The organism is Bartonella bilalgolemi (assembly GCF_023500045.1).
Lineage (GTDB): Bacteria > Pseudomonadota > Alphaproteobacteria > Rhizobiales > Rhizobiaceae > Bartonella > Bartonella bilalgolemii.
On the sequence record NZ_JAMCOF010000004.1, the window covers coordinates 42,045 to 63,885 of the forward strand.

A 21,841-nucleotide genomic window follows, 5' to 3' on the forward strand; every position below is an offset into this window, starting at 1 on the left:
CATCAAATATCATTCCAGCCTTTACAGAACAAAATTGGCAGATTAATAAGAATCAAAATCGATTGAAATGTGAAAAAACTCTAAAATATCTGAAGAACTTAAATTTTTATTTTCTTTAGTTCCATAAAAAAATACAATTCATAACAGCTAAGATGTATAATCTCATCTCGTATGGCAATACAACATATACCGTTTACAATAAAAAAGCTGCACTCTTCTTTCCCCTTCAGATTTGAGGAAATATGGATAATAAGATAATTGTGTTATGATAATACACATCGCCCTCTTACTTAAACTAAGCTGCTTTTCAATTTATCAAAAAAAATTTCGATGAGCAAGTATCATTAAAAAACGAATCTCTAGTCTCTCTCTATTATAATTATAACGTCCTGATCATAGTTCAAAATTAATTGCTTATCACTAATGGTGGAAAATTGTTTTTGTTAAAATAGATAACAAGTATCCTTCACTCACGAATGCACGTGCTTTCCCAAGATCTGAAAACATATAATGATCTTGTTCTAGAATCTGAATATGTGCACGTAAACGCTTCATAACAGATTATAATAAGGGGCTTAAAAGGAACATGATATTCAATTCCTTGTTCTGCAACAAGTGTCTTAATACCAATAATAGAAAAGATTCTCATTTTTCACTAACAACTAACGAGCACCGTAACAAAACCATTGAAACATAATCTTCTTTATTTGCCAAAGTCGGTGTCGAATCAACTGAAGTAGGGTATGCTATTTGTTTGTTTTCAGACAATAAAGTAGCAGCTACCATCAGAATATCAAAACATGCACCCATAACTTGCGGTTGATAACCTATACAATAAGGATCCTTGACATAATTATCTCAACATAAATGTGCCTCCTGAATTTCTGAATCTTCTAAAAGATTTTCTAATTTTTATAACACAATAATTGGTCCATAATAGCCCCGCAGAATATGAATATCAGGATGAAATGATGCCATTGAACTCATAACAACATCTGTTGTTAATGCGCCTAAAAAAAATCCGCCACACAGTTTTTAATAACTATGAAAAGGTCTGCAAAAGCAAGGGATGTCGATGTTTTAGTATCATTGATCAGGACTAATCCTTCTTTCGCTTCTAAAAAATGAGGAATAATACTGCTTTTTCTAAATCAGCCTTTTCGCTCATACGAATATTTTGAAAAAATGCTTCTCCTTCTCCCATTATCACAGCAGCCATATGAGAACAAGAAGCGAGACTAACTGATGTGCTCACTGAATCTTTTCGGAAATGACAGGAATAAGTCCATTTGCAAGCATGTTCTCTAGTAAATACCTAATTCCAGATGAACATCTAAACCCATTCATCTCAGAAAAATAAGCTTCAGAGTCATCATTAATCATACAACATTTTCAGGAGGAAGCACCCCTACTCTATAACAATGTTATAAAATATGATTCTTTGTAAAATGAACATATTATCTATATCAATTTTAATCGAAGCTAATTTGCCAAATCCAGTATTAATTCCATAAACTGGTTCACTGCTAGCAGCAATTTCAGCAATATGTTTCTGCTTCTTTTTAATAACCAAATGTGTATCATGATAAAGCTTGCTCGTTTTGCCATCTCAGTAAACAACAGTTTCAAATTCATCCAAAGTAACTTTAACTGGATTCAGTCTTTATAAGAAATATGAAGCAAAACGGGAAATTTGGTGCACCCGACAGAATTCGAATCTGTGACCTCTGCCTTCGGAGGGCAGCGCTCTATCCAACTGAGCTACGGGTGCTTAAAAATGGCGATTAAAATTGTTATATTCCTTTAGCTGATCATACTCTCAGCTTCAATAATGAATTATTCCTTTTAAAACTTAATAAAGAATATATGCTTATTTTTGATAGAATTATATTATTTTTTAATGCTACTTTGGATACATATCCATCTATTTTAATAAATTACTCTCCATATAAAATTCTTTCTTTTACCAAAACAATCCTTATATAAACTTTTTAAATTCTAAAAAATTTTAAAAATAAGTTGCGAATACCAGGACAATTCTTAATGACTACATTACCAAGCCGCTTTCATTTCATTTCTGCTGAAACCGAAGAAGCTATTAAAGCTACCAATAAATTAATATCTATTTATGGTCACTCTTCTCTTGAAGAAGCTGATGTCATTGTTGCACTTGGTGGAGATGGAACAATGTTGCAAACAGTACGGGATGTCATGAATACTAACAAACCTATTTATGGTATGAATCGAGGCTCAGTAGGTTTTCTAATGAATGAATTTCATGAAAAAAAATTACCAAGCCGTATTGCTGCTGCACATAAAAAAGAAATTCATCCCTTACGCATGATCGCAAATGCACAACCTCAAGGACATATCGAAGCACTTGCAATCAATGAAGTATCCTTATTTCGCCAATCATATCAAGCTGCTAAAATTCGTATCAGCATTGATAACCAGGTCCGCATGGAAGAATTGATTTGCGACGGTATTCTTGTTGCCACACCAGCAGGTTCTACCGCATATAACTTATCAGCACAAGGACCTATTTTACCTCTTATGGCCCCCCTTATGATCCTCACTCCCGTTAGCCCTTTTCGTCCTCGAGGCTGGCATGGAGCCTTACTTCCAAATACTGCCACAGTATGCTTTGATATGCTTGAATATGACAAACGTCCCGTCAATGCAGCTGCTGACAACGTTGAAATGAAATCTGTTTATTCAGTTATTATTTCATCAGCAACAGAAATAACAGTCTCTATCCTTTTTGATCCTAACCATTCTTGGGATGAACGCATTTTATCAGAACAATTTCGTTATTAATTTTTTTTTATCATTCTTTTTGCGGATATTATAGTAGTTACAGTTGACTTTTTTTTAAATGCACCTTAACCCGTCTTCAAGAGGATGGAATGTTTACTTAGCCAATATCCTAAAAAAAATCGTTAAAATTGCAGAGTAATCAGCAAAAAGAAAGAATGATACTAGCTTTGGACAGTTTCGATAGTTTAGGCCTTTCAAAAAAGGTTATTAAAGCTATAAAATCAGCAGGATATACGATCCCAACACCTATTCAAAGTGGGACAATTCCTCATATTCTTCAAAAAAAAGATATTTTAGGGATTGCTCAGACAGGTACTGGTAAAACAGCTTCCTTTGTGCTCCCCATGCTTACCCTACTTGAAAAAGGACGTGCAAGAGCAAGAATTCCTCGTACCCTCATATTAGAACCAACACGAGAGCTTGCTACCCAAGTGAAAGAAAACTTTGATAAATATGGTGTTAATCACAATTTAAATGTTGCACTGTTAATCGGTGGTGTGTCTTTCGAACACCAAGATCGCAAACTTGAACGAGGTGCAGATGTTTTGATAGCAACACCAGGACGTCTGCTGGATCATTTTGAGCATGGTAAATTACTCCTGGTAGGTATTGAAATTCTAGTCATTGATGAAGCTGATCGCATGCTAGATATGGGTTTTATCCCTAACATTGAACGCATTTGCAAACTGACTCCTTTTACACGTCAAACCTTGTTCTTTTCAGCAACAATGGCACCAGAAATTACAAAATTAACAAAGCAATTTTTACATTCCCCCATATATGTTGAAATTACAAAAGCATCTTCAACAGCAAAAAAAATCACGCAACGACTTGTTAAATCTGGAAGTAAACCATGGAATAAAAGAGCTATTTTAAGAGAACTTATTCATAACGAAAGTGACGAACTTAAAAACGCTATCATTTTCTGTAATCGAAAAAAAGATATTTCTGAACTTGTCCGATCTCTTATTAAACATAACTTCAGCGTAGGTGCACTTCATGGTGACATGGACCAACATTCACGCACAAGCACATTAGCTAATTTCAAAGACAATAAACTTACACTTCTTGTTGCTTCTGATGTTGCTTCTCGTGGGCTTGACATCCCAGCAGTCAGCCATGTTTTCAACTATGATGTACCGACACATGCAGAAGATTATATTCATCGTATCGGTCGCACAGGACGAGCAAAACGTAGTGGTAAAGCTTTCACAATTGTCACAAAAGCTGATGAAAAATATATTAGTGCTATTGAAGAAATAAGCCAAGAAAAAATTGAGTGGCTCAATGGCGATCTTTCTACTTTAATAGATTATGATGAAACAAATGACATTGTTGCAAAGACAAAATTTACAAAATTACAACAGAAAACTGCTCAAAAAAAACATAAAACTGAAAAGAAAAAAAATCTAAAAAAAGAAAAACTAGCTTACGTTGAAACTAAAGATAATAAAGAGGAATCATCAAACCAATGTCATGAAAAAAACAAAACTCCTATTTCAATCGGATTTGGCGATGATATTCCAGCCTTTATGCTTATAAAAAAACATACTTAAACTCTCTAATTTTATTACTGAGAAATAATAGTAAGTGTTTTACTGGGCTTAAAGTTTTCCACTGCCTACCGTGATTAATCTTTTTACTATCTTTTCACGTCCTAAAAGTGGCAAAAACTTTCCCATTTCAGGTCCATGTGTCATCCCCGTGAGAGCTTGACGCAACGGCATAAACAAAGCTTTTCCTTTACGACCCGTTTTTTCTTGCAATACCGTCGTCCAAATTTTCCAGCTTTCATCACTCAATATCCCCTCAGGTAACGAATGAACAGACTGTTGCGCATAAGCGCGATCTTCAGGCAAAGTTATATCAAAGCTCTCATCAGTATAAATAATTTTCCACCATAAGACTGCATCACTCACCTTAGTAATATTGTTTCTTACCGTATTCCAAAAATGTTCTGCTTGTTCTCCATAAATAGAAAATTTTTCAAGTCGTGCTCTAATGTCTTCATAAGTTAATTTATGAACAAAATACCTATTCAATACAAGAAGATCAACCACATCAAATTTTGCTGCTGATTTTGATATATCTTGGAGATCAAAATGATTTAAAAGAGCAGCTTGATTAGGGTATGCTTGTACATTTTGCGATGTCCCAAGTAACACTGAAAGACATTGAACAGCCATAGATTCAAAGCCATCTTCGCGCAAAGAACGAACGGAAAGATCACTATTCCGTTTTGAAAGCCCTTCTCCTGAAGCTGTCGTTAATAAATTAATATGACCAAAAATTGGAGGCACCGCATCGAGAGCCTCAAAAAGAGCAATCTGAGCACCAGTATTGGTAATGTGATCGCTTCCACGAATAATATGTGTAATAGCCATATCTATATCATCAATGACAGAAGGTAGAGTATAAAGATAGCTTCCATCTTCACGAATTAAGATAGGATCTGACATAGAAGCCAAATCAATCGTCTGCCTACCTTTTATAATATCATCCCAATGAACTTCTGTTCGTTTAGTTTGAAACGGACTATTTTCAAAATTAGGTAAAAGAAAACGCCAATGAGGCCTACGACCTTGATTCTCAAAGGCTTTTTTATCTTCTAATGACAATTTTAATGCATCACGATTATAAACAGGAGGTAATTTGCGTGAAAGTTGTATTTTACGACGCCGATCCAATTCTTCTGCCGTTTCATAACAGGGATAAAGAAGCCCACGTTGTTTTAAAATTTCTGCAACTTCATCATATCGATTAAAGCGTTTAGACTGATAATAAACTTCATCCGGTTGAATATTAAGCCATTCGAGATCAACCATAAGAGCGTCAATGTATTCTTGTTTGGAGCGCTCAACATCTGTATCATCATAACGTAAAATAAATATACCATTATGCGCTTTCGCATACAACCAATTAAATAATGCAATACGAGTATTGCCTATATGAATATAACCTGTTGGAGATGGGGCAAAACGAACTTTTATCATCAAAATAATGCTCAACTTTTATCGCGAAAATGATTGGTAATAGGATAACGACGATCGCGTCCGAAGTTTTTATAACTAATTTTCACACCTGGTGCAGATTGTCGCCTTTTATACTCAGCTAAATAAAGCAAATGTTCAACTTTCTCAACTGTTTGCCGTGAATGTCCACGTTTAACAATATCACAAACATTCATGTCATCTTCCACAAGAGATTGCAAGATATCATCTAAAATAGGATAAGGAGGAAGAAAATCCTCATCTTTTTGATTTTCCCGAAGTTCTGCAGAAGGCGCTTTCTCTATAATACTAGATGGAATAATAATTCCTTTTGGTCCCAATAAATTCTGCAAGTAATTTTTATTACGCCACTCAGCTAATTTGTAAACCTGCATTTTATAAATATCTTTAATGGGATTAAAACCACCATTCATATCGCCATAAAGTGTCGCATACCCAACAGCCATTTCCGATTTATTACCTGTTGTTATGACCATAGAATCAAATTTATTTGAAAGGGCCATTAAAACGCTTCCACGTATACGACTTTGAAGATTTTCTTCTGTAACATCAGTTCGCAACCCTGAAAAAATAGGAGCCATTATGCTCAAAAAACTCTCAACAGGTTTAAAAATAGGTATTATCTCATAACGACACCCTAAAAGACGCGCACACTCTTTAGCATCCTTTAATGATTCCTGTGATGTATAACAATAAGGCATCATCACAGCACAAACTCTTTCAGCTCCAAGAGCATCGACCGCAATTGTAGCACAAAGTGCTGAGTCAATTCCTCCTGAAAAACCAAGAAGAACATCTTTAAAACGGTTTTTATTGACGTAATCCTTTAATCCTAAAACGCAGGCATGGTAATCAGCAGCTAGCCCATCTAAAAGCTCTTCATTTGGACCAGAAATACATTGCCACCCAATAGATTTTCTTTGCCAATGACTCAAAGCAATATGATTTTCAAAGTGCTTCATTTGAAACACCATTTGACCATGCTCATCAAGTGCAAAAGAGCCTCCATCAAATACTAATTCATCTTGACCGCCTACTTGATTAGCATAAATAATTGGCACATATGATTGAACAGCTTGTGCGCGAACAATGTCTAAACGTTTTTTTGTTTTATTACGGTGATAAGGAGACCCATTAGGAACGAGAATAATTTCAGCTCCTTTATAGCTAAGCTCAGCACAAATAGAAGGATCGTTCCAAATATCTTCACAAATCACAACTCCTAACGTCATCCCCCGATAAACAATAGGTTCAGGACGTGGACCAGGAGAAAATACGCGCTTTTCATCAAATTCACAATAATTAGGTAAATCACACTTAAAGCGTTCCGCAATCACCTGTCCATCATCGAGAAGCATGATACCATTATAAAGGTCATTATCACGTTTTAACGGGATACCAATAATAATTCCCGGCCCCTCTTTCGTAAGCTGCGCTAACTTTTTAACAGCATCTTCACATGCCTTTGTAAAAGCAGATTTAAGAACAAGATCTTCAGGGGGGTAAGCACTTATGAAAAGCTCAGTCAACAAAACAAGATCAGCATCCTGTTCGTAAGCTTTTTGATATGCCATTTCTGCAAGAGCGAGATTTCCTTCAATATCACCAATAATGGGATTTAATTGAGCAATTACAATCCGCAAATCATCTTTTATAAGTTTTTGTGCCATTGCATCAATTTAGTGTGACCATTAATTAGTTTCAATCATCAAAGCATTTTTTATCAAAAGTGCTGAATTTCATAAAAATTAGAAATAAATAACAGGATAGGATTGTTATATAAACCTTCTCTCCAACAATTAACAAATCAGTAACACAACTTTCTTCAGGAATTCAGCAACAAGAAAAGTTAATTCAGTGATTGATTCGCATTTAATCTTGGATTATTATCGATACGGTAATGATCAGAAAGATCTTTTTCTGAAATAGTATTAGCATTATCTGTACATTTAGTTACATTACTTTCTGTCATTACAGAATGGCATCTGGTTAAGTGCCCTCATTCCTAATGAACTGAAAAAATTCTCAACTTCTTTTAAAACATAATCAAAAAGATGCATTTATAACTGTTAGCCATAATCGTATTGCCACACATTAAATCATAAAATTAAACAATACTATGATTCTCTTTGAACCGCACGAATTAATTTAGGAAGATAATTCTAAACTCTATCATCACTAAAACAAACAATTAAGGACAAGCGAACTTGGTTTACAGAATTAAGAATATCAATCAATTTTAAAAACTCGTCAGAATTAATAGAAAGATTACATTTTAATCCGATAAAATTTTTAAGACTACGACAATATTCTACACATATATGACTAAGCTGGCGTGTACGATCGCTAATCTCTATAACGTATGGACAAATGCTGCGTACTAATCATCAGAGGTTTTATCAATCGTGTCAAATTCTCTTCACACCCCTTAATGATATCTCCTTTATAAAATGGTAGCTCCCCTGCACCTTTTCTTTTATATCAGAAAAGCGTGGCTTCTCAAATTAACTAGCAATATAACCAATTTTAATAACTAGCTTTAAGCTGCCAAAGATTAAAATAATTGCCATTTGCAAAAATACATGAAAAAATCATAAATATTATCAGTCTTATACTCAACAAAGCTTTCTGTATTATCACCTCCCTTGCAATAAAAAAGCTTAGCCTTCCGCAACCGCTGTTAATTCATTCTTTAAACTGCGCATTTCATCAGTAAAAACCAAAAGAGGATATTTGCTCAATTCCTTTTCAATTTTCGTAATGCAGATTTACCGGAATAAGTTAGAACTTGTCTAATTAGTTTTTATCTTCAAGATTCGCGCTCATTTTTCATCGTCGCATTCTCTCTAAAGCTTACCTAATCAGCCTACAGTACGCAAAGCTTTGTGTAATTCTCTATAACACTGATTATTTAACTTTCCAATTTTTTTCCATTTTTATATATATAACTTGGTTTATACATCGTCACTAGCTCTTCTGCCGCTGTTGGATGAATTGCCATAGTTTCATCAAAGATATCTTTCGTCAGCTTTCCTTTTAGCGCTATTCCAATAAGCTGCGCCATTTCACCAGCACCTTCTCCTAAAATATGTGCACCAACAACAATACGACTCTCGCCATCAACAACTAATTTCATAAACATCTTTTCTGAATTACCAGAAAGAGTATTACGTAAAGAACGAAATTGTGTACGATAAATTTCAACATACTTATAACAACGTACAGCACATTCTTCTGAAAGACCAACTGTCCCAATTTCTGGCTGCGAAAAAACAGCTGTCGCAATTAAATTATAATCCGGTATAGTTGGAATTTCCTCAAAAGCAGTTTTAATAAAACACATTGCTTCGTGGATAGCAATAGGTGTTAACTGAACATGACCAGTGACATCACCAACAGCCCAAATATGAGATACACTTGTTGTCATTTTTTCATCAACAACAACGGCTCCATTTTCATTAAGTTTAACACCTATTTTCTGGAGCCCTAAATCCTTTGTATTTGGCACACGTCCTGTAGCCAACATAACTTGATCAGTGCTAATAATTTGCCCATTTGATAAAACAACGTTATAGTGATTGTTTTTGGCTTCAACCTGAGCAACTGTAGCTCCATAGATAATAGAAATGCCCTTTTCAATCATCGCATCACTTAGTAATCGCCGCAAATCATAATCAAAATTACGAAGAATTAAATCACCACGATGAACTAATGTTGTTTTGACACCTAATTCGTGAAAAATACTAGCAAATTCAAGACCAATATAACCGCCACCAACAATAACTATTGATTTTGGTAATTTTTCAAGATCAAAAACCTCACTAGAAGTAAGACATAATTCACTGCCTTTTATTGCAGAATTTGGAGCAATCATTGCTCCTGTCGCGATCAAAATCTTTTCTGCTTTTACTCGCTCGCCTGTTGCAGAAAGCTCTAATGTATGCTCATCAATAAAAACAGCGCGACTCTTATAAATTTGAACATTGTTATTTTTTAATCCCCTACAATAAAGTTCCTCCAGCCTCGATATTTCTTTATTTTTAGCTTCAATCAATTTGCTCCAGTTAAAAATTGGATCAACACATTTCCACCCAAAACCAATGCTATCCTTAAATTCGCGCGTATATTGCGACGCATAAACAAACAATTTTTTAGGAACACAACCGCGAATAACACAAGTCCCCCCTACACGATGTTCTTCTGCTATAGCGACACGCTTACCAAGCTGCCCAGCAAGACGAGCAGCACGTACTCCACCTGATCCCCCTCCAATAACGAACAAATCAAAAAGCATTATATAGCACTCCTTCCCGTACATTTTTACTGTACAGGTATTGCTCCTTGTCATCAAATAAAAATTTTTTCTTTTTTCTGAAAATAATTTTTTTGTACAAAGATAATACTTTCAGTGTAATCTTTTTTCTTTAAAGTAATAATCTAACTAATGCTTTTAAATAAAACGCTTATGCAATTACTGCATTGGAGATTTTGAAGAAGTAGACTCCATAGGAGTAATAGAATTATTTAAGTTAAGTGTTTGAGACATTTCTTTTTCTACATTTTTTATAAGATTTTGCATTATAGTAGAACACCATGCATCAAATACAGAATAAGCATCGCGTGCAACATCCGGAACTTTCATCAAAAATTTTTTACCAACATCAGAACTATAAAATGCTGAAATTTTATCAAGTTCTTCCTCACTAAAATGCTTTGCATATACATGAGCAACTTCTTTTTCCAAATCAGCACGTCGTTTAGCTAAAGCAAGTGCTTGTTTATCAACAATCGTAGCAATATTTTTTTCTAAGTTTGGATCAGTACTTATTAATTTTTCTTTAATATCACGTGCTGCCATTGGCAAAAAACTATCAAACTGATCAGTTGCACGAATAGCATTAATCACATTTTGGGCTGAATTTAAATGTTTTTCACTCATATCTTGCGCATAAGTTATCCCAATATTTACAGTCAAAATAGCAACTGCACTAAGCGATATTATAAATTTTTGAAAAAAAACTATTATTCTCATAATAATGATAACTCCGTAAAATATCATAGCTTAAATTTCTAACAACTCTTTAATTACTAGATGACTCTAAAACTTTTATTGTACTATCTGCCATAGCTATAATTGCACGAGAAGCAAAACCTAAAAAAAGACCATGTTCAACAACACCAGGGACTCTCAATAACGCATCTGATAATACTTTTGGATTTAAAATAAATCCTAAAAATGCATCAAAAATAAAGTGACCACCATCAGTCTCAAAAGGAATATCTCCATTCATACGCAACCTAATTTCTCCTGAGAGTCCTAAATCATTCACTACCTTTTCAATTGCTTTACATGTAGCATTCATTCCAAATGGATTAACTTCTATTGGCACCCCACAAGCACCAAGCGTTTTTACCATCTTTGTTTCATCAGCAATAATAAGCATCTCGTCAGATACAGATGCTACAATTTTCTCATGCAATAATGCCCCACCTCTTCCTTTAATCAAGGTCATCTTAGGATCAATCTCATCAGCCCCATCAATACAAAGATCAAGTTTAGATACTTTATCTAAAGTAGTGATAGGCACTCCAAACTGACGACATAACTGCTCGGAATGATATGAAGTAGCAACACCAGTTATCCTTAAGCCATCTGCAATGCGCTCACCAAGAAGACGAATAAATTCATTTATTGTGGAACCAGTGCCTATACCAAGATGCATATTATTTTGTACAAATTCAAGTGCCTTAGCAGCCGCTATTTTTTTTAATTTTTGGATCTCCATATATTATCCTTTCTTCATATCAATTAGCAATATTCATTATAAATTATAAAAAACGATTTATTGCTCTAATCAGCTATGACTTTATTTGTTATCTTATTGAAAATAATATTGGTTACAAAGAATACAGTAATTAACTATTTTGTTTTTTTTAATAAAAGACCTATAATTTATAAAATAATTATTTGAAAATCGTAATACAAAGTGCATTCTTGTGAACTTATAAAGCAAATAAGAATCAAAAAAAATACTTACTTTAAAAAAACGATTATTAACTATTGATTCTTTCTAATTAGTTTAGAAATTAATGGAATGGTGTAGTAAGATGTGATAATTATTTCCCTCATGTTATCGGATCTTTAACATTCAGGATACAGAAGATTAGCCGACACTTAATCAAAGCAATATATTTTGTATTAGTCGTATCTAGTACTACAAAAATAGGACAATAGAATACTATGAAAGGTCACCCACAAATTATCGAGCAGCTCAATAAAGCCCTTTCTCTTGAGCTTAGTGCTGTTAATCAATATTTGTTGCATTCTTCTCTTATAGAAAACTGGGGCTATATCAAATTAGCCAAAATAGAACGTAAAGAATCTATAGAAGAAATGGAACATGTAGATAAACTCGTTAAACGTATTACTTTTCTTGAAGGACATCCAAATATTCAATCTTCTGGGCCATTACGTATTGGAAAAAACCTCAAGAATATTTTAGAATGTGATCTTGCAAGTGAATATGAAGCTCGAGAATTTTATTTAAAATCACGCGAAATTTGTGCTAAGCTTTCTGATCATATCTCAAAGAAATTATTTGATGAATTGCTTGAAGATGAGGAGAATCACATTGATTTTCTTGAAACTCAGCTTCAGCTTTTTAACACAATGGGAGAAGAGAAATATAGTCAGCTCAATGCTAGTTCTACTGAATGTGAATGCTAAAAAGCCATTGTCTCATCTGTGAAAAAGGTTATTATAAATTTATATAGAGGCTGTAAATTAGCTAGTCTTTATAAACTTTTCCTATGAATATTCCATGGTCTATAAGAACCTGCAGAAGACCAAAGAGTGTTTTTATTTTTAGTAAGTATAACACTCCCTCGTGATAATAATTGTTGAGGTGTAAATATTATTGAGTTTATTGTATCGCATGTCCGATTACTTGTTGCATGTTTTCTAATTATAATATCTGCTTTTACACAGTGATCTGTTTCTCCATATAAGATAGCAATTTTAAATCCATTTTCTAATAAAGTTGTACAGATATTATCATCGCAAATAAATTGTCCTTTGAGAGATGGGCCAATCTTTGTTGGTTTAATGGTTTTATTTATGCGAAACGATTTTTCCCATAGAGATATTGTAAACTTAGAAGGATGATAACGATCAATATATAATATATCGTCATTGAAAACACCCACAATTTTCATATTATCTGCTATGATTAACTGTACAGGTGACTGCATCATACAAACTAAAATACCCCCTAAAATAAAGAAACCAAAAAAGAATCTAATAGCTGTTTTTAAAAAAGTGAGCCCAACTAAACCGATACTTAATAAAATCAATGCAGATAACGGGATAAATCCAGGATTTAAAATAGGAGAAATAGCTTTTACAGCATAAGAAATTTTTATCATAAGGCTCGTACCAAATCCCATAATCTGTAATGGCCACCATTCAAGGCCAAAAAACATTGAAAAAACTGAGAGTAGTCCAAATGGAATGATAAAAATTGATACAATAGGGAAAGCTAAAGCATTGCTGATAATACCTAAAAGAGCTACATTAGAAAAATGATAAGCTGCGTAAATCCCACTTGCAAAACCAGCAATCAATGAGGACATGCAAGTTGAAACAATAGATAAAGAGATAAAACGAAGTACCCTTCCTCCAACATAAGAAGGGGCTGTATTTCCTTTATGAGAAAAATGCCCCTCACTCCACCAAGCAAAAGCAGTAATCAAAGCCGCAGTTGCAGAAAATGACATTTGAAAACTAGGCCCTAATATCTCATGCGGACTTATAGCTACAGTTACTAAACCAGCAATAGCAAAATTACGCATTGTGATAGCAGAATGGTTACATAATATAGCAGTCAACATAACAGCAACCATTAAAAAACTTCTTTGTGCTGCAATATTTGAACCAGATAATATCAAATAAAAAGCTGTAACTATTAATGCAGCAATGGCAGCAATTTTTTTAACTGAGTAATAAGATGAAAAGACTGGAAAAAATGCAAAAAAGCTCCGTACAATAACAAAAACCACGCCACTCAGTAAAGCCATATGCAAACCCGATATTGATAAGATATGTGCCAATCCAGCTATACGTAATGCTTCATTAGTATTATTTGAAATCCCCCCTCTCTGTCCTGTTATTAAAGCAGCAGAAACTCTTCCTTCTTCCCCACCAATTGCTTTATTAACTTTTTCAGTCATTTGCATGCGTAAATTTTCAATTTTTTGTAAAACTTTTCCTAACATCGTATTAGACTGAAAAACCGATATCTTTTTTGGTTTTCCTAAATAAAATCCTTGAGCACCAATTCTTTTAAAATAATTATGAAAACTAAAATCATAACTTCCTGGACGTATTGCGCCAGATAAAGCACGAAGCTTTACTTTTCCATATAAGCCGTCTCCAGGATTTAACCCATATGGTAAAGACTTTGCGACTAAATGCACTCGATTGAGCTTATAGGGTAAAGTAGGTCGTTCTGTCTTCAAAACATCTACTTTTAAACGAAATCCCCCTTTTCCTACAGACTTAATAGAAACAATTCGTCCTGTTAGCATGGTTATAACATCGCAGCTCAACATTGGCGTAGACATACGCCATGTTTCTATTTTTGCTGCCAAAGCGCCTAATACAATACAAAATAGAAATCCAGTTATAATCCATATTTTCTGATAACACCGTAAAACATATAACATGCCAAGGAATATAGTAATCAATACAACAAATTGTTTCCAACTTGGTTCTTGCTCTAAACTGAAATAAAAAATAACACCTGTACAAAAAAATACCAAAATTAATGAGAAAAGTAGTCCAAAAGAAATTTCCTTGTTTATGCAATCTATCAGCCATTTCCATAAAAAAACTACTTTTTCTTTAAAAAAAGAAAATAGAGAATCCTCTTTCCCATTATAGGTAGCATTGCTTGCACCATCAATAACAGACCGATCACCCTTCTGTATCAAAATAAGACGTTTGCTCTGTGAGAAAAGACTTTTTGATAGATCATCTTCAACTTTATTTTGATCTAACATCCGCAAATCCTCACTTTACTTGCAACGCGGCTATTGCACACCCTAATACCTATGTTAACATAGTTCTTCAATAAAATATCATAAATAACATCTCAATTTTAGAGGATAAGATCTGTGTCTGTTATTACCCGTTTTGCACCATCACCTACAGGCTTCCTTCATATTGGTAGCGCTCGTACCGCACTTTTTAATTGGCTTTATGCGAAACATACTGGAGGAAAAATGCTTTTACGTATTGAAGATACAGATCGAGAGCGTTCAACAGAAGCTGCAGTTAAAGCTATCATAGAGGGTCTGCACTGGATGGGACTTCACTATGAAGGAGATCCCATTTCGCAATTCAAACGAGCAGAGCGTCACCGTCAAGTCGCTGAACAACTCGTAAAAAATGGCAAAGCTTATTATTGCTATGCAACACCTGAAGAATTAGCTGAAATGCGAGAAAATGCCTTTGCAAAAGGCTTACCGCCACGCTACGATGGGCGCTGGCGTGACCGTGATATTGCTGAAGCCCCCAAAGGAATTAAACCTGTTATTCGAATTAAAGCTCCACAAGATGGAGAAACGATTTTGCACGATCGTGTGCAAGGTGATATTCGCTTTCCTAATAAAGATCTAGACGATTTTATCATTTTACGTTCTGATGATTCTCCAACTTATATGCACGCCGTTGTTGTTGATGATCATGATATGGGGATAACACATATTATTCGCGGTAATGATCATCTTACAAATGCAGCTCGCCAAGCAATTATCTTCAATGCAATGGGATGGGATATTCCTATTATGGCCCATATTCCGCTCATCCATGGTGAAAACGGTGCAAAATTATCAAAAAGGCATGGCGCACTAGGTATTGATGCTTATCGAAAAATGGGGTATCTCCCCGCTGCCTTGCTCAATTACCTTGTTCGTCTAGGTTGGAGCCATGGTAATGACGAAATTATTTCAATAGAAGATATGATTGCTTGGTTTGATATTGATGATATCAATAAAAGTGCTGCCCGTTTTGATTTCAAAAAATTAGATGCCATCAACGGACATTATATACGTCTCAGTAATGATGAAAATCTATGTGATGCTGCTCTTAATATTTTACAGGAAAATGCAAATGAATTAAAAATAACAAAACAACTTGATGAAAAATGTCGTGCTCAATTTCTAGCTGCAATACCAAGTTTAAAAGAACGTTCAAAAACATTACTTGAACTTATTAATAACGCATCATTTATCTTCGCACAACGACCGTTACCTCTTGATGTACAAGCAAAAACACTCTTAAATGAAAATGGTCGGACTATTTTAAAAGGAATTTATCCTATCCTAATATCGTGCCCAAATTGGGATGCAAAAACTTTGGACAAAACCATCCGACATTATGCACAAATACAAGAACTTAAATTTGGAACTGTTGTTCAACCACTTCGAGCGGCTCTTACAGGACGCATAACATCACCAGGAATTTTTGATATGCTTATCTTATTAGGAAAAGATGAGGCTCTTAACCGCATCAACGACCAAATTACCTGAACAGCATATTAATGAAATATATAAAACTAGCAAATATTAAAGTATAATTCTCTTAATGAAAAATAAAATTGTTTTTTAATTTAAAAAATTGAAATAAATATTAAAAAAAAACTATACTAAACAATATTTCAGATTGCCTAACCAAAATTTTAGAGTCAATATATTCTTAATATAAGTAGGAAAAGCTTTAACTATAAATTGCCATAGCGAATAAAACAGCATATTAATTTTAAAAAATGGCAGCACTGAAAGGAAATATTTAATGTCCGAAAATAAAGCATGTATGACTGTCAATGATAAAAAAATAGAATTACCTATCCGTAAAGGGACTATTGGCCCTGATGTCATCGAGATTGCGTCTCTTTATAAAGAAACTGACACCTTTACTTATGATCCTGGCTTTACCTCAACTGCCTCTTGTGAGTCAAAAATCACGTATATCGATGGTGACAAAGGAATCCTACTTTATCGTGGTTATTCTATTGATCAGCTCGCTGAAAAAGGAGACTTTCTCGAAAGCTGCTATCTTTTGCTTTATGGAGAATTACCAACCAAACAAGAAAAAATTGATTTTGATCAGCGTATTATGCAACACACGATGGTACATGAACAATTTGCAAGATTTTTCCATGGCTTTCGTCGTGATTCTCATCCTATGGCTGTTATGGTTGCTTGCCTCGGAGCAATGTCTGCATTCTATCATGATTCCATTGACATTACAGATTCCCAGCAGAGAATGATTGCTTCTATTCGTCTTATTTCCAAAGTGCCAACTCTTGCTGCGATGGCATATAAATATAGTATTGGGCAACCATTTGTTTATCCACGTAACGATCTAAGTTACGCTGCAAATTTCCTTCATATGTGCTTTTCCGTTCCTTGTGAAGAATATAAAATTAATCCAGTGCTTGCTCGAGCTATGGACCGAATTTTCACCCTTCATGCAGATCATGAACAAAATGCATCTACATCAACAGTACGTCTTGCTGGTTCATCAGGAGCTAATCCATTTGCGTGTATAGCAGCAGGTGTAGCATGTCTTTGGGGACCAGCGCACGGTGGTGCTAATGAAACGTGTCTAAAAATGCTGCAAGAAATAGGCGCTGTTCAAAAAATTCCTGAGTTTATTGCGCGTGCAAAAAATAAAAATGATCGTTTCCGTCTTATGGGCTTTGGTCACCGTGTCTATAAAAATTATGATCCACGTGCGAAAATCATGCAGCAAACCTGCCATGAAGTCTTAAAAGAACTCAATATTCAAGATGATCCACTTCTTGATATTGCTATGGAACTTGAAAAAATTGCTCTAAATGATGAATACTTTATTGAAAAGAAGCTTTATCCTAATGTTGATTTTTATTCTGGTATTACATTAAAAGCTTTAGGATTCCCGACTGAAATGTTTACTGTCCTCTTTGCGTTAGCACGCAGTGTTGGCTGGGTTGCACAATGGAAAGAAATGATTGAAGATCCAGCACAAAAAATTGGCCGTCCACGCCAACTGTATACAGGCCCTGCAGCACGCGAATATATCCCGATGAATAACCGTACGAATTCAAAAAAATAAAAAATCAATCAATAAAGCCTTAATTTATTGGGGCTTTATTTTTTTGTATTTTCTTCAAATTACCACTCTCATTTTTAATTGCTCTTTCTATTTTTAAAAACATAGAGACGTTATATTAAGTTAAGATTTAAAATAAGGTTTTATTATATTACGTCTAACTCTTACTTAGCAACGGCTTAAATTGCGTGCCAATAAACCAAAAGTCTTTGAAAGATGTAATATCAATCACAAAAAAAGCAATACAAACTGCTTCAAGCCATGAAAAGTTTTAATTACCTTATTAAAAAATGATTTTGCGCTAGTAATCTATTCTATCATTGCTTTTTTATCTATATTTCACCACGCACAAACTGATTTATCGTATTTTCTACGCTTTTTACATGTTTCTTGCTAAATTCGAGCTGACAGAATTAAAAGCATGTTATCATGACATAATAGAATAGTGCTCAGCCATTCTCAAAATATTAAGCCATCGCATTATTAATGAAAACAAATTGAATAATTTAAAATAATTCTTGTATAAAGATAATGAAAATACAATTCATATTTTACTTACTGTGAACTTTTTCCTGTGCGTATATTATACACTCCTAACATAATAAAGACTTGTTATGATTATAACAAAAATAAACACCAATAAATTTTTGTATTGCTCTTCATAAAGCTTACAGATTATAAAATATGTAATAGCGTAGTATCTTTTTGTGCACCTCATAGGAGAGGATAATGAAATTATTGGCTGCAGCCTTCATAATAAGTGCAACACTATTTTCCCAGTTAGCTCATGCTAAAACTTTGAAAATTGCAACTGAAGGCTCCTATCCTCCATTCAGTTATATTGACTCAAATAATAAACTTCATGGTTTTGATATTGATATAACTCATGCACTCTGCAAAAAAATGAAAATTAAATGTGTCATCACCATTCAAGATTTTGATGGAATTATTCTCGGTCTTCTTGCTCAAAAATATGATGCTATTATTGCGTCCCTATCCCCAACACAAGAGCGACTAAAAAAAATTGACTTCACAGATGCTTATTACAGCACAGAATTAGCTGTAATTGTTCTTAAAAACTCACAAATTAAAGAAATCTCGGCAGAAGCATTTAAAGGAAAAAATCTTGGTGTACAATTAAACACAACACAAGCTATATATGCGGAAAATCATTATGCATCTAAAGGAGTCAACATTAAATTTTATCCCACAACAAAAGAAGTAATACGCGATTTGTTAAGTAATCGCCTTGATATTGTTATTCTTGATAAATTACAAATATTAGATTGGTTTAAAAACAAAGGAAAGGATTGTTGCCATTTTTTAGGAAGTATTAAAGGAACTCAACTTCCTATTGCAATTGCTATACGCCAAAATAACGACGATCTTAAAAACCAGTTCAATAAAGCCATAAAAGAAATTCGTGATGATGGAACATATGATAAAATTACTAAAAAATACTTCTAAAGTGATACTTATTAAACATAAAATTAATTACAAATTGAGCAAATGATTTAAATTTTCAGCAAATAACTACTCAAATCTTTATTAGGAGAATGGAGATGATTGACAGTTTATCATTGCTATCATTTAGCAATGGTGGGTGGGGTGTAGTAATACTTACAAGTGCAGGAATGACATTATCATTAGCTCTGTGCTGCCTAATTTTAGGACTTCCTTTAGGACTTATGAATGCAATAATGATTCAATCCAATATCAAGATACTTAAAGTTACAGCAACTTTATTTTCATCGGTATTTCGCGGGCTACCAGAAATTTTAACATTGTTTTTTGTTTATTATGGCTTACAAAACTTTATTCAAGCTATATTTGATTTCTTAAATATTGACATAATATTTAGTATTAATGCTTTTATTGCTGGTATTATTGCATTCAGTGTGGTTTTTGCAGCTTTTTCTTGTGAAGTTTGGCTTGCGGCATTTAATATGTTTGATAAAAGCCAATATGAATCAGCTCAAGTTTTAGGTCTCTCATGCTCGACAACGTTTTTCCGGATTGTTTTTCCTCAACTTCTCCGCAATGCTTTACCAGGACTTTCTAACAATTGGCTTACTCTGCTTAAAGATACATCTCTTGTTTCAACTATTTCACTTCTTGATCTCATGCGACAAACTAATTTAGCTGCTACAGCAACTAATGAACCTATTCTGTTTTATCTTGTAGCATGCTTACTCTATCTATTGTTTTCAGCAGTTTCTTCCACAATTTTACATTATCTAAATAACATGAACTCAAGTAGGATATAAAAGGTGCTGATCTAATGATTCCTGAATGGCTTTATTTTCTTTTTAATCCTGCACTTTTAAGCCGTTATAGCTTAAAATTATTTGATGGCTTTATTGTTACTTTAAAACTTGTTTCTATTTCTTGTTCAATAGGATTTCTTCTTGGTATATTAATTACATTCATACGTGTATCTAACAATAAACCCTTACAATATTTGGCACGTGCTTATATCTACTTTTTCCGCAGTTCTCCTTTATTGGCACAGCTCTTTCTCTTTTACTATGGACTTGGATCATTGAGCAGTTTCTGGCAACAAATTGGTTTGTGGTGGTTTTTTCAAAATGCTTGGTATTGCTGTCTTTTTATTTTTTCGCTTAATTCTTCTGCCTATCAAGCTGAGATCTTTAGAGGAAGCTTGCTAGCAGTAGCAACAGAACAACGAGAAGCATCAAAAGCTTTAGGACTGAATCGCTCTACAACATTTTTCAAAATTATTTTTCCACAAGCAATGGTAGCAGCATTACGCCCCTTAGGAAATGAATTTATTTTAATGACTAAATCTAGTGCGATTGCTTCACTCGTAACTGTTTATGATTTAATGGGTACAACTAAACTAATCTACTCACGTACTTTTGATTTCCAAGTTTATGTTTGGACTGCTATTATTTATCTTATTATCGTCGAGTTTATTCATCGAGTTATTATTCTGATTGAACACTATCTAACCCGATATTTACGATAAATAAAAGATAATTATAAAAACTCTTAATCCAATAAAGATATTAAATTAATCGATTTATTCATCAATTGAGAAAATAAAAAATGAATCTAGAGAATAAAAATAATCATCCTATTGATAATGCAAAAAGCTTAATTATCTCTATTCGCCACTTAAATAAATGGTATGGGGACTTTCAGGTACTATGTGACATCAATTTAGATATAGAAACTGGCGAACGTATTGTTATTTGCGGCCCTTCAGGATCAGGAAAATCAACTTTAATTCGTTGTATTAATCAACTAGAACAAGCACAAGAGGGTTCAATCTTAGTCCACAATGTTGATATTAATAAAGCTCCCATACAACAGCAAAAAAGTATTTTACGCACAATAGGAATGCTTTTTCAAAACTTTAATTTATTTCCCCATATGACTGTTATACAAAATTGTATCTTAGCACCTATAGCAGTTCAAAAACTTTCTAAACAACGAGCAACAGAAAAAGCAATCCATTATCTTACACAAGTTGGTGTTGAAAAACACTGTAATAAGTATCCTTTACAACTATCTGGTGGACAAAAACAGCGTGTAGCTATAGCACGTGCTCTTTGTATGGAACCTCAAATAATGCTTTTTGATGAACCAACATCAGCACTTGATCCAGAAAGCGTTGGAGAAGTCTTAGAGGTTATGGCACAACTAGCAAATACTGGAATAACAATGCTTTGTGTTACCCATGAAATGGGTTTCGCTCGCAAAGTTTCAGAAAGGATACTCTTTCTAGAAAACGGAAGAATTATAGAAGACACAATATCAAGCACATTTTTTACTAATCCTAAAAGCCAACGTGCTCGTGATTTTCTAGCTAAAATCAAACATTAACCATAAACAT

At 33.9% G+C, this 21,841-nt stretch carries 17 protein-coding genes, 1 tRNA gene and 1 pseudogene; 9 read left to right on the forward strand and 10 right to left on the reverse strand.

From position 1 onward, the window contains the following. Nucleotides 1-420: 420 nt before the first annotated feature. Together M4Z11_RS03205 and M4Z11_RS03210 are read right to left on the reverse strand one after the other, a co-directional pair. A pseudogene (locus M4Z11_RS03205) lies at nucleotides 421-1,660 on the reverse strand (aromatic amino acid lyase). 34 nt (nucleotides 1,661-1,694) lie between these two features. Next, a tRNA-Arg gene (locus M4Z11_RS03210) sits at nucleotides 1,695-1,771 on the reverse strand. A 272-nt stretch (nucleotides 1,772-2,043) separates the two neighbouring features. On the opposite strand from M4Z11_RS03210, the gene M4Z11_RS03215 reads away from it, so the two are divergent. Further along, nucleotides 2,044-2,817, forward strand: a complete 774-nt coding sequence (locus M4Z11_RS03215; protein ID WP_249676163.1) for an NAD kinase — start codon at nucleotides 2,044-2,046, stop codon at nucleotides 2,815-2,817. 155 nt (nucleotides 2,818-2,972) lie between these two features. Beyond that, nucleotides 2,973-4,373, forward strand: a complete 1,401-nt coding sequence (locus tag M4Z11_RS03220) for a DEAD/DEAH box helicase (RefSeq protein ID WP_249676166.1) — start codon at nucleotides 2,973-2,975, stop codon at nucleotides 4,371-4,373. A gap of 48 nt (nucleotides 4,374-4,421) precedes the next feature. Here M4Z11_RS03220 and gltX (M4Z11_RS03225) read toward each other — a convergent pair whose 3' ends face one another. The 7 genes from gltX (M4Z11_RS03225) to rpiA all read right to left on the reverse strand — a co-directional run bounded on the left by gltX (M4Z11_RS03225) (nucleotide 4,422) and on the right by rpiA (nucleotide 11,614). Continuing rightward, entirely contained in the window at nucleotides 4,422-5,810 is a 1,389-nt protein-coding gene (gltX, locus tag M4Z11_RS03225; RefSeq protein ID WP_249676172.1) for a glutamate--tRNA ligase, read from the reverse strand. 11 nt (nucleotides 5,811-5,821) lie between these two features. Next, nucleotides 5,822-7,498 (reverse strand): NAD+ synthase, encoded by a 1,677-nt coding sequence (locus tag M4Z11_RS03230; protein ID WP_249676178.1) that lies wholly within the window; start codon nucleotides 7,496-7,498, stop codon nucleotides 5,822-5,824. Between the two features lie 179 nt (nucleotides 7,499-7,677). Next, nucleotides 7,678-7,800: a 3-deoxy-7-phosphoheptulonate synthase gene (locus tag M4Z11_RS03235; RefSeq protein ID WP_249676180.1), complete on the reverse strand. Its 123-nt coding sequence runs from the start codon at nucleotides 7,798-7,800 to the stop codon at nucleotides 7,678-7,680. A gap of 190 nt (nucleotides 7,801-7,990) precedes the next feature. Then, nucleotides 7,991-8,200: a 3-deoxy-7-phosphoheptulonate synthase gene (locus M4Z11_RS07415; protein ID WP_349628746.1), complete on the reverse strand. Its 210-nt coding sequence runs from the start codon at nucleotides 8,198-8,200 to the stop codon at nucleotides 7,991-7,993. Between the two features lie 539 nt (nucleotides 8,201-8,739). Continuing rightward, nucleotides 8,740-10,122, reverse strand: coding sequence for a glutathione-disulfide reductase (gene gorA, locus M4Z11_RS03250; RefSeq protein ID WP_249676183.1), 1,383 nt, complete (start codon nucleotides 10,120-10,122; stop codon nucleotides 8,740-8,742). Between the two features lie 177 nt (nucleotides 10,123-10,299). Continuing rightward, a complete protein-coding gene (locus tag M4Z11_RS03255) occupies nucleotides 10,300-10,860 on the reverse strand; it encodes a DUF2059 domain-containing protein (RefSeq protein ID WP_249676188.1) in 561 nt (186 codons plus the stop codon). 49 nt (nucleotides 10,861-10,909) lie between these two features. After that, nucleotides 10,910-11,614 carry a ribose-5-phosphate isomerase RpiA gene (rpiA, locus tag M4Z11_RS03260; RefSeq protein ID WP_249676190.1) on the reverse strand — a complete coding sequence of 235 codons (705 nt, stop codon included), beginning with the start codon at nucleotides 11,612-11,614 and terminating at the stop codon, nucleotides 10,910-10,912. A gap of 455 nt (nucleotides 11,615-12,069) precedes the next feature. Between rpiA and bfr the strand changes: the two genes are divergently transcribed. Then, nucleotides 12,070-12,555: a bacterioferritin gene (gene bfr / locus M4Z11_RS03265; protein ID WP_249676193.1), complete on the forward strand. Its 486-nt coding sequence runs from the start codon at nucleotides 12,070-12,072 to the stop codon at nucleotides 12,553-12,555. Between the two features lie 68 nt (nucleotides 12,556-12,623). Here the strand turns inward: bfr and M4Z11_RS03270 are convergent, their stop codons facing one another. Continuing rightward, a complete protein-coding gene (locus M4Z11_RS03270; protein WP_249676196.1) occupies nucleotides 12,624-14,888 on the reverse strand; it encodes a ComEC/Rec2 family competence protein in 2,265 nt (754 codons plus the stop codon). 114 nt (nucleotides 14,889-15,002) lie between these two features. On the opposite strand from M4Z11_RS03270, the gene gltX (M4Z11_RS03275) reads away from it, so the two are divergent. The 6 genes from gltX (M4Z11_RS03275) (at nucleotide 15,003) to M4Z11_RS03300 (ending at nucleotide 21,831) form a co-directional block, all read left to right on the forward strand. Beyond that, complete coding sequence (gltX, locus tag M4Z11_RS03275; protein WP_249676200.1) at nucleotides 15,003-16,418, forward strand: glutamate--tRNA ligase; 1,416 nt, start codon at nucleotides 15,003-15,005, stop codon at nucleotides 16,416-16,418. Between the two features lie 262 nt (nucleotides 16,419-16,680). Then, a complete protein-coding gene (gene gltA / locus M4Z11_RS03280) occupies nucleotides 16,681-17,985 on the forward strand; it encodes a citrate synthase (protein WP_249676203.1) in 1,305 nt (434 codons plus the stop codon). A 726-nt stretch (nucleotides 17,986-18,711) separates the two neighbouring features. Then, nucleotides 18,712-19,449: a transporter substrate-binding domain-containing protein gene (locus tag M4Z11_RS03285; protein WP_249676206.1), complete on the forward strand. Its 738-nt coding sequence runs from the start codon at nucleotides 18,712-18,714 to the stop codon at nucleotides 19,447-19,449. 95 nt (nucleotides 19,450-19,544) lie between these two features. After that, nucleotides 19,545-20,249 (forward strand): ABC transporter permease, encoded by a 705-nt coding sequence (locus M4Z11_RS03290; protein WP_249676209.1) that lies wholly within the window; start codon nucleotides 19,545-19,547, stop codon nucleotides 20,247-20,249. A 14-nt stretch (nucleotides 20,250-20,263) separates the two neighbouring features. Beyond that, nucleotides 20,264-20,971, forward strand: coding sequence for an ABC transporter permease (locus M4Z11_RS03295; RefSeq protein ID WP_249676212.1), 708 nt, complete (start codon nucleotides 20,264-20,266; stop codon nucleotides 20,969-20,971). Between the two features lie 80 nt (nucleotides 20,972-21,051). Next, entirely contained in the window at nucleotides 21,052-21,831 is a 780-nt protein-coding gene (locus M4Z11_RS03300; protein ID WP_283772498.1) for an amino acid ABC transporter ATP-binding protein, read from the forward strand. The last annotated feature ends 10 nt before the right edge of the window (nucleotides 21,832-21,841 follow it).

Excerpts from the sequence above, each read along its gene's own strand:
- gltX (WP_249676172.1), bottom strand. The coding sequence starts at position 5,810 with ATGATAAAAGTTCGTTTTGCCCCATCTCCAACAGGTTATATTCATATA.
- gltA (WP_249676203.1), top strand. The coding sequence starts at position 16,681 with ATGTCCGAAAATAAAGCATGTATGACTGTCAATGATAAAAAAATAGAA.
- M4Z11_RS03215 (WP_249676163.1), top strand. The coding sequence starts at position 2,044 with ATGACTACATTACCAAGCCGCTTTCATTTCATTTCTGCTGAAACCGAA.
- M4Z11_RS03285 (WP_249676206.1), top strand. The coding sequence starts at position 18,712 with ATGAAATTATTGGCTGCAGCCTTCATAATAAGTGCAACACTATTTTCC.
- M4Z11_RS03255 (WP_249676188.1), bottom strand. The coding sequence starts at position 10,860 with ATGAGAATAATAGTTTTTTTTCAAAAATTTATAATATCGCTTAGTGCA.
- bfr (WP_249676193.1), top strand. The coding sequence starts at position 12,070 with ATGAAAGGTCACCCACAAATTATCGAGCAGCTCAATAAAGCCCTTTCT.
- M4Z11_RS03220 (WP_249676166.1), top strand. The coding sequence starts at position 2,973 with ATGATACTAGCTTTGGACAGTTTCGATAGTTTAGGCCTTTCAAAAAAG.
- M4Z11_RS03300 (WP_283772498.1), top strand. The coding sequence starts at position 21,052 with ATGAATCTAGAGAATAAAAATAATCATCCTATTGATAATGCAAAAAGC.
- M4Z11_RS03230 (WP_249676178.1), bottom strand. The coding sequence starts at position 7,498 with ATGGCACAAAAACTTATAAAAGATGATTTGCGGATTGTAATTGCTCAA.
- rpiA (WP_249676190.1), bottom strand. The coding sequence starts at position 11,614 with ATGGAGATCCAAAAATTAAAAAAAATAGCGGCTGCTAAGGCACTTGAA.
- M4Z11_RS03235 (WP_249676180.1), bottom strand. The coding sequence starts at position 7,800 with ATGACAGAAAGTAATGTAACTAAATGTACAGATAATGCTAATACTATT.
- M4Z11_RS03290 (WP_249676209.1), top strand. The coding sequence starts at position 19,545 with ATGATTGACAGTTTATCATTGCTATCATTTAGCAATGGTGGGTGGGGT.
- M4Z11_RS03295 (WP_249676212.1), top strand. The coding sequence starts at position 20,264 with ATGATTCCTGAATGGCTTTATTTTCTTTTTAATCCTGCACTTTTAAGC.
- gorA (WP_249676183.1), bottom strand. The coding sequence starts at position 10,122 with ATGCTTTTTGATTTGTTCGTTATTGGAGGGGGATCAGGTGGAGTACGT.
- M4Z11_RS03270 (WP_249676196.1), bottom strand. The coding sequence starts at position 14,888 with ATGTTAGATCAAAATAAAGTTGAAGATGATCTATCAAAAAGTCTTTTC.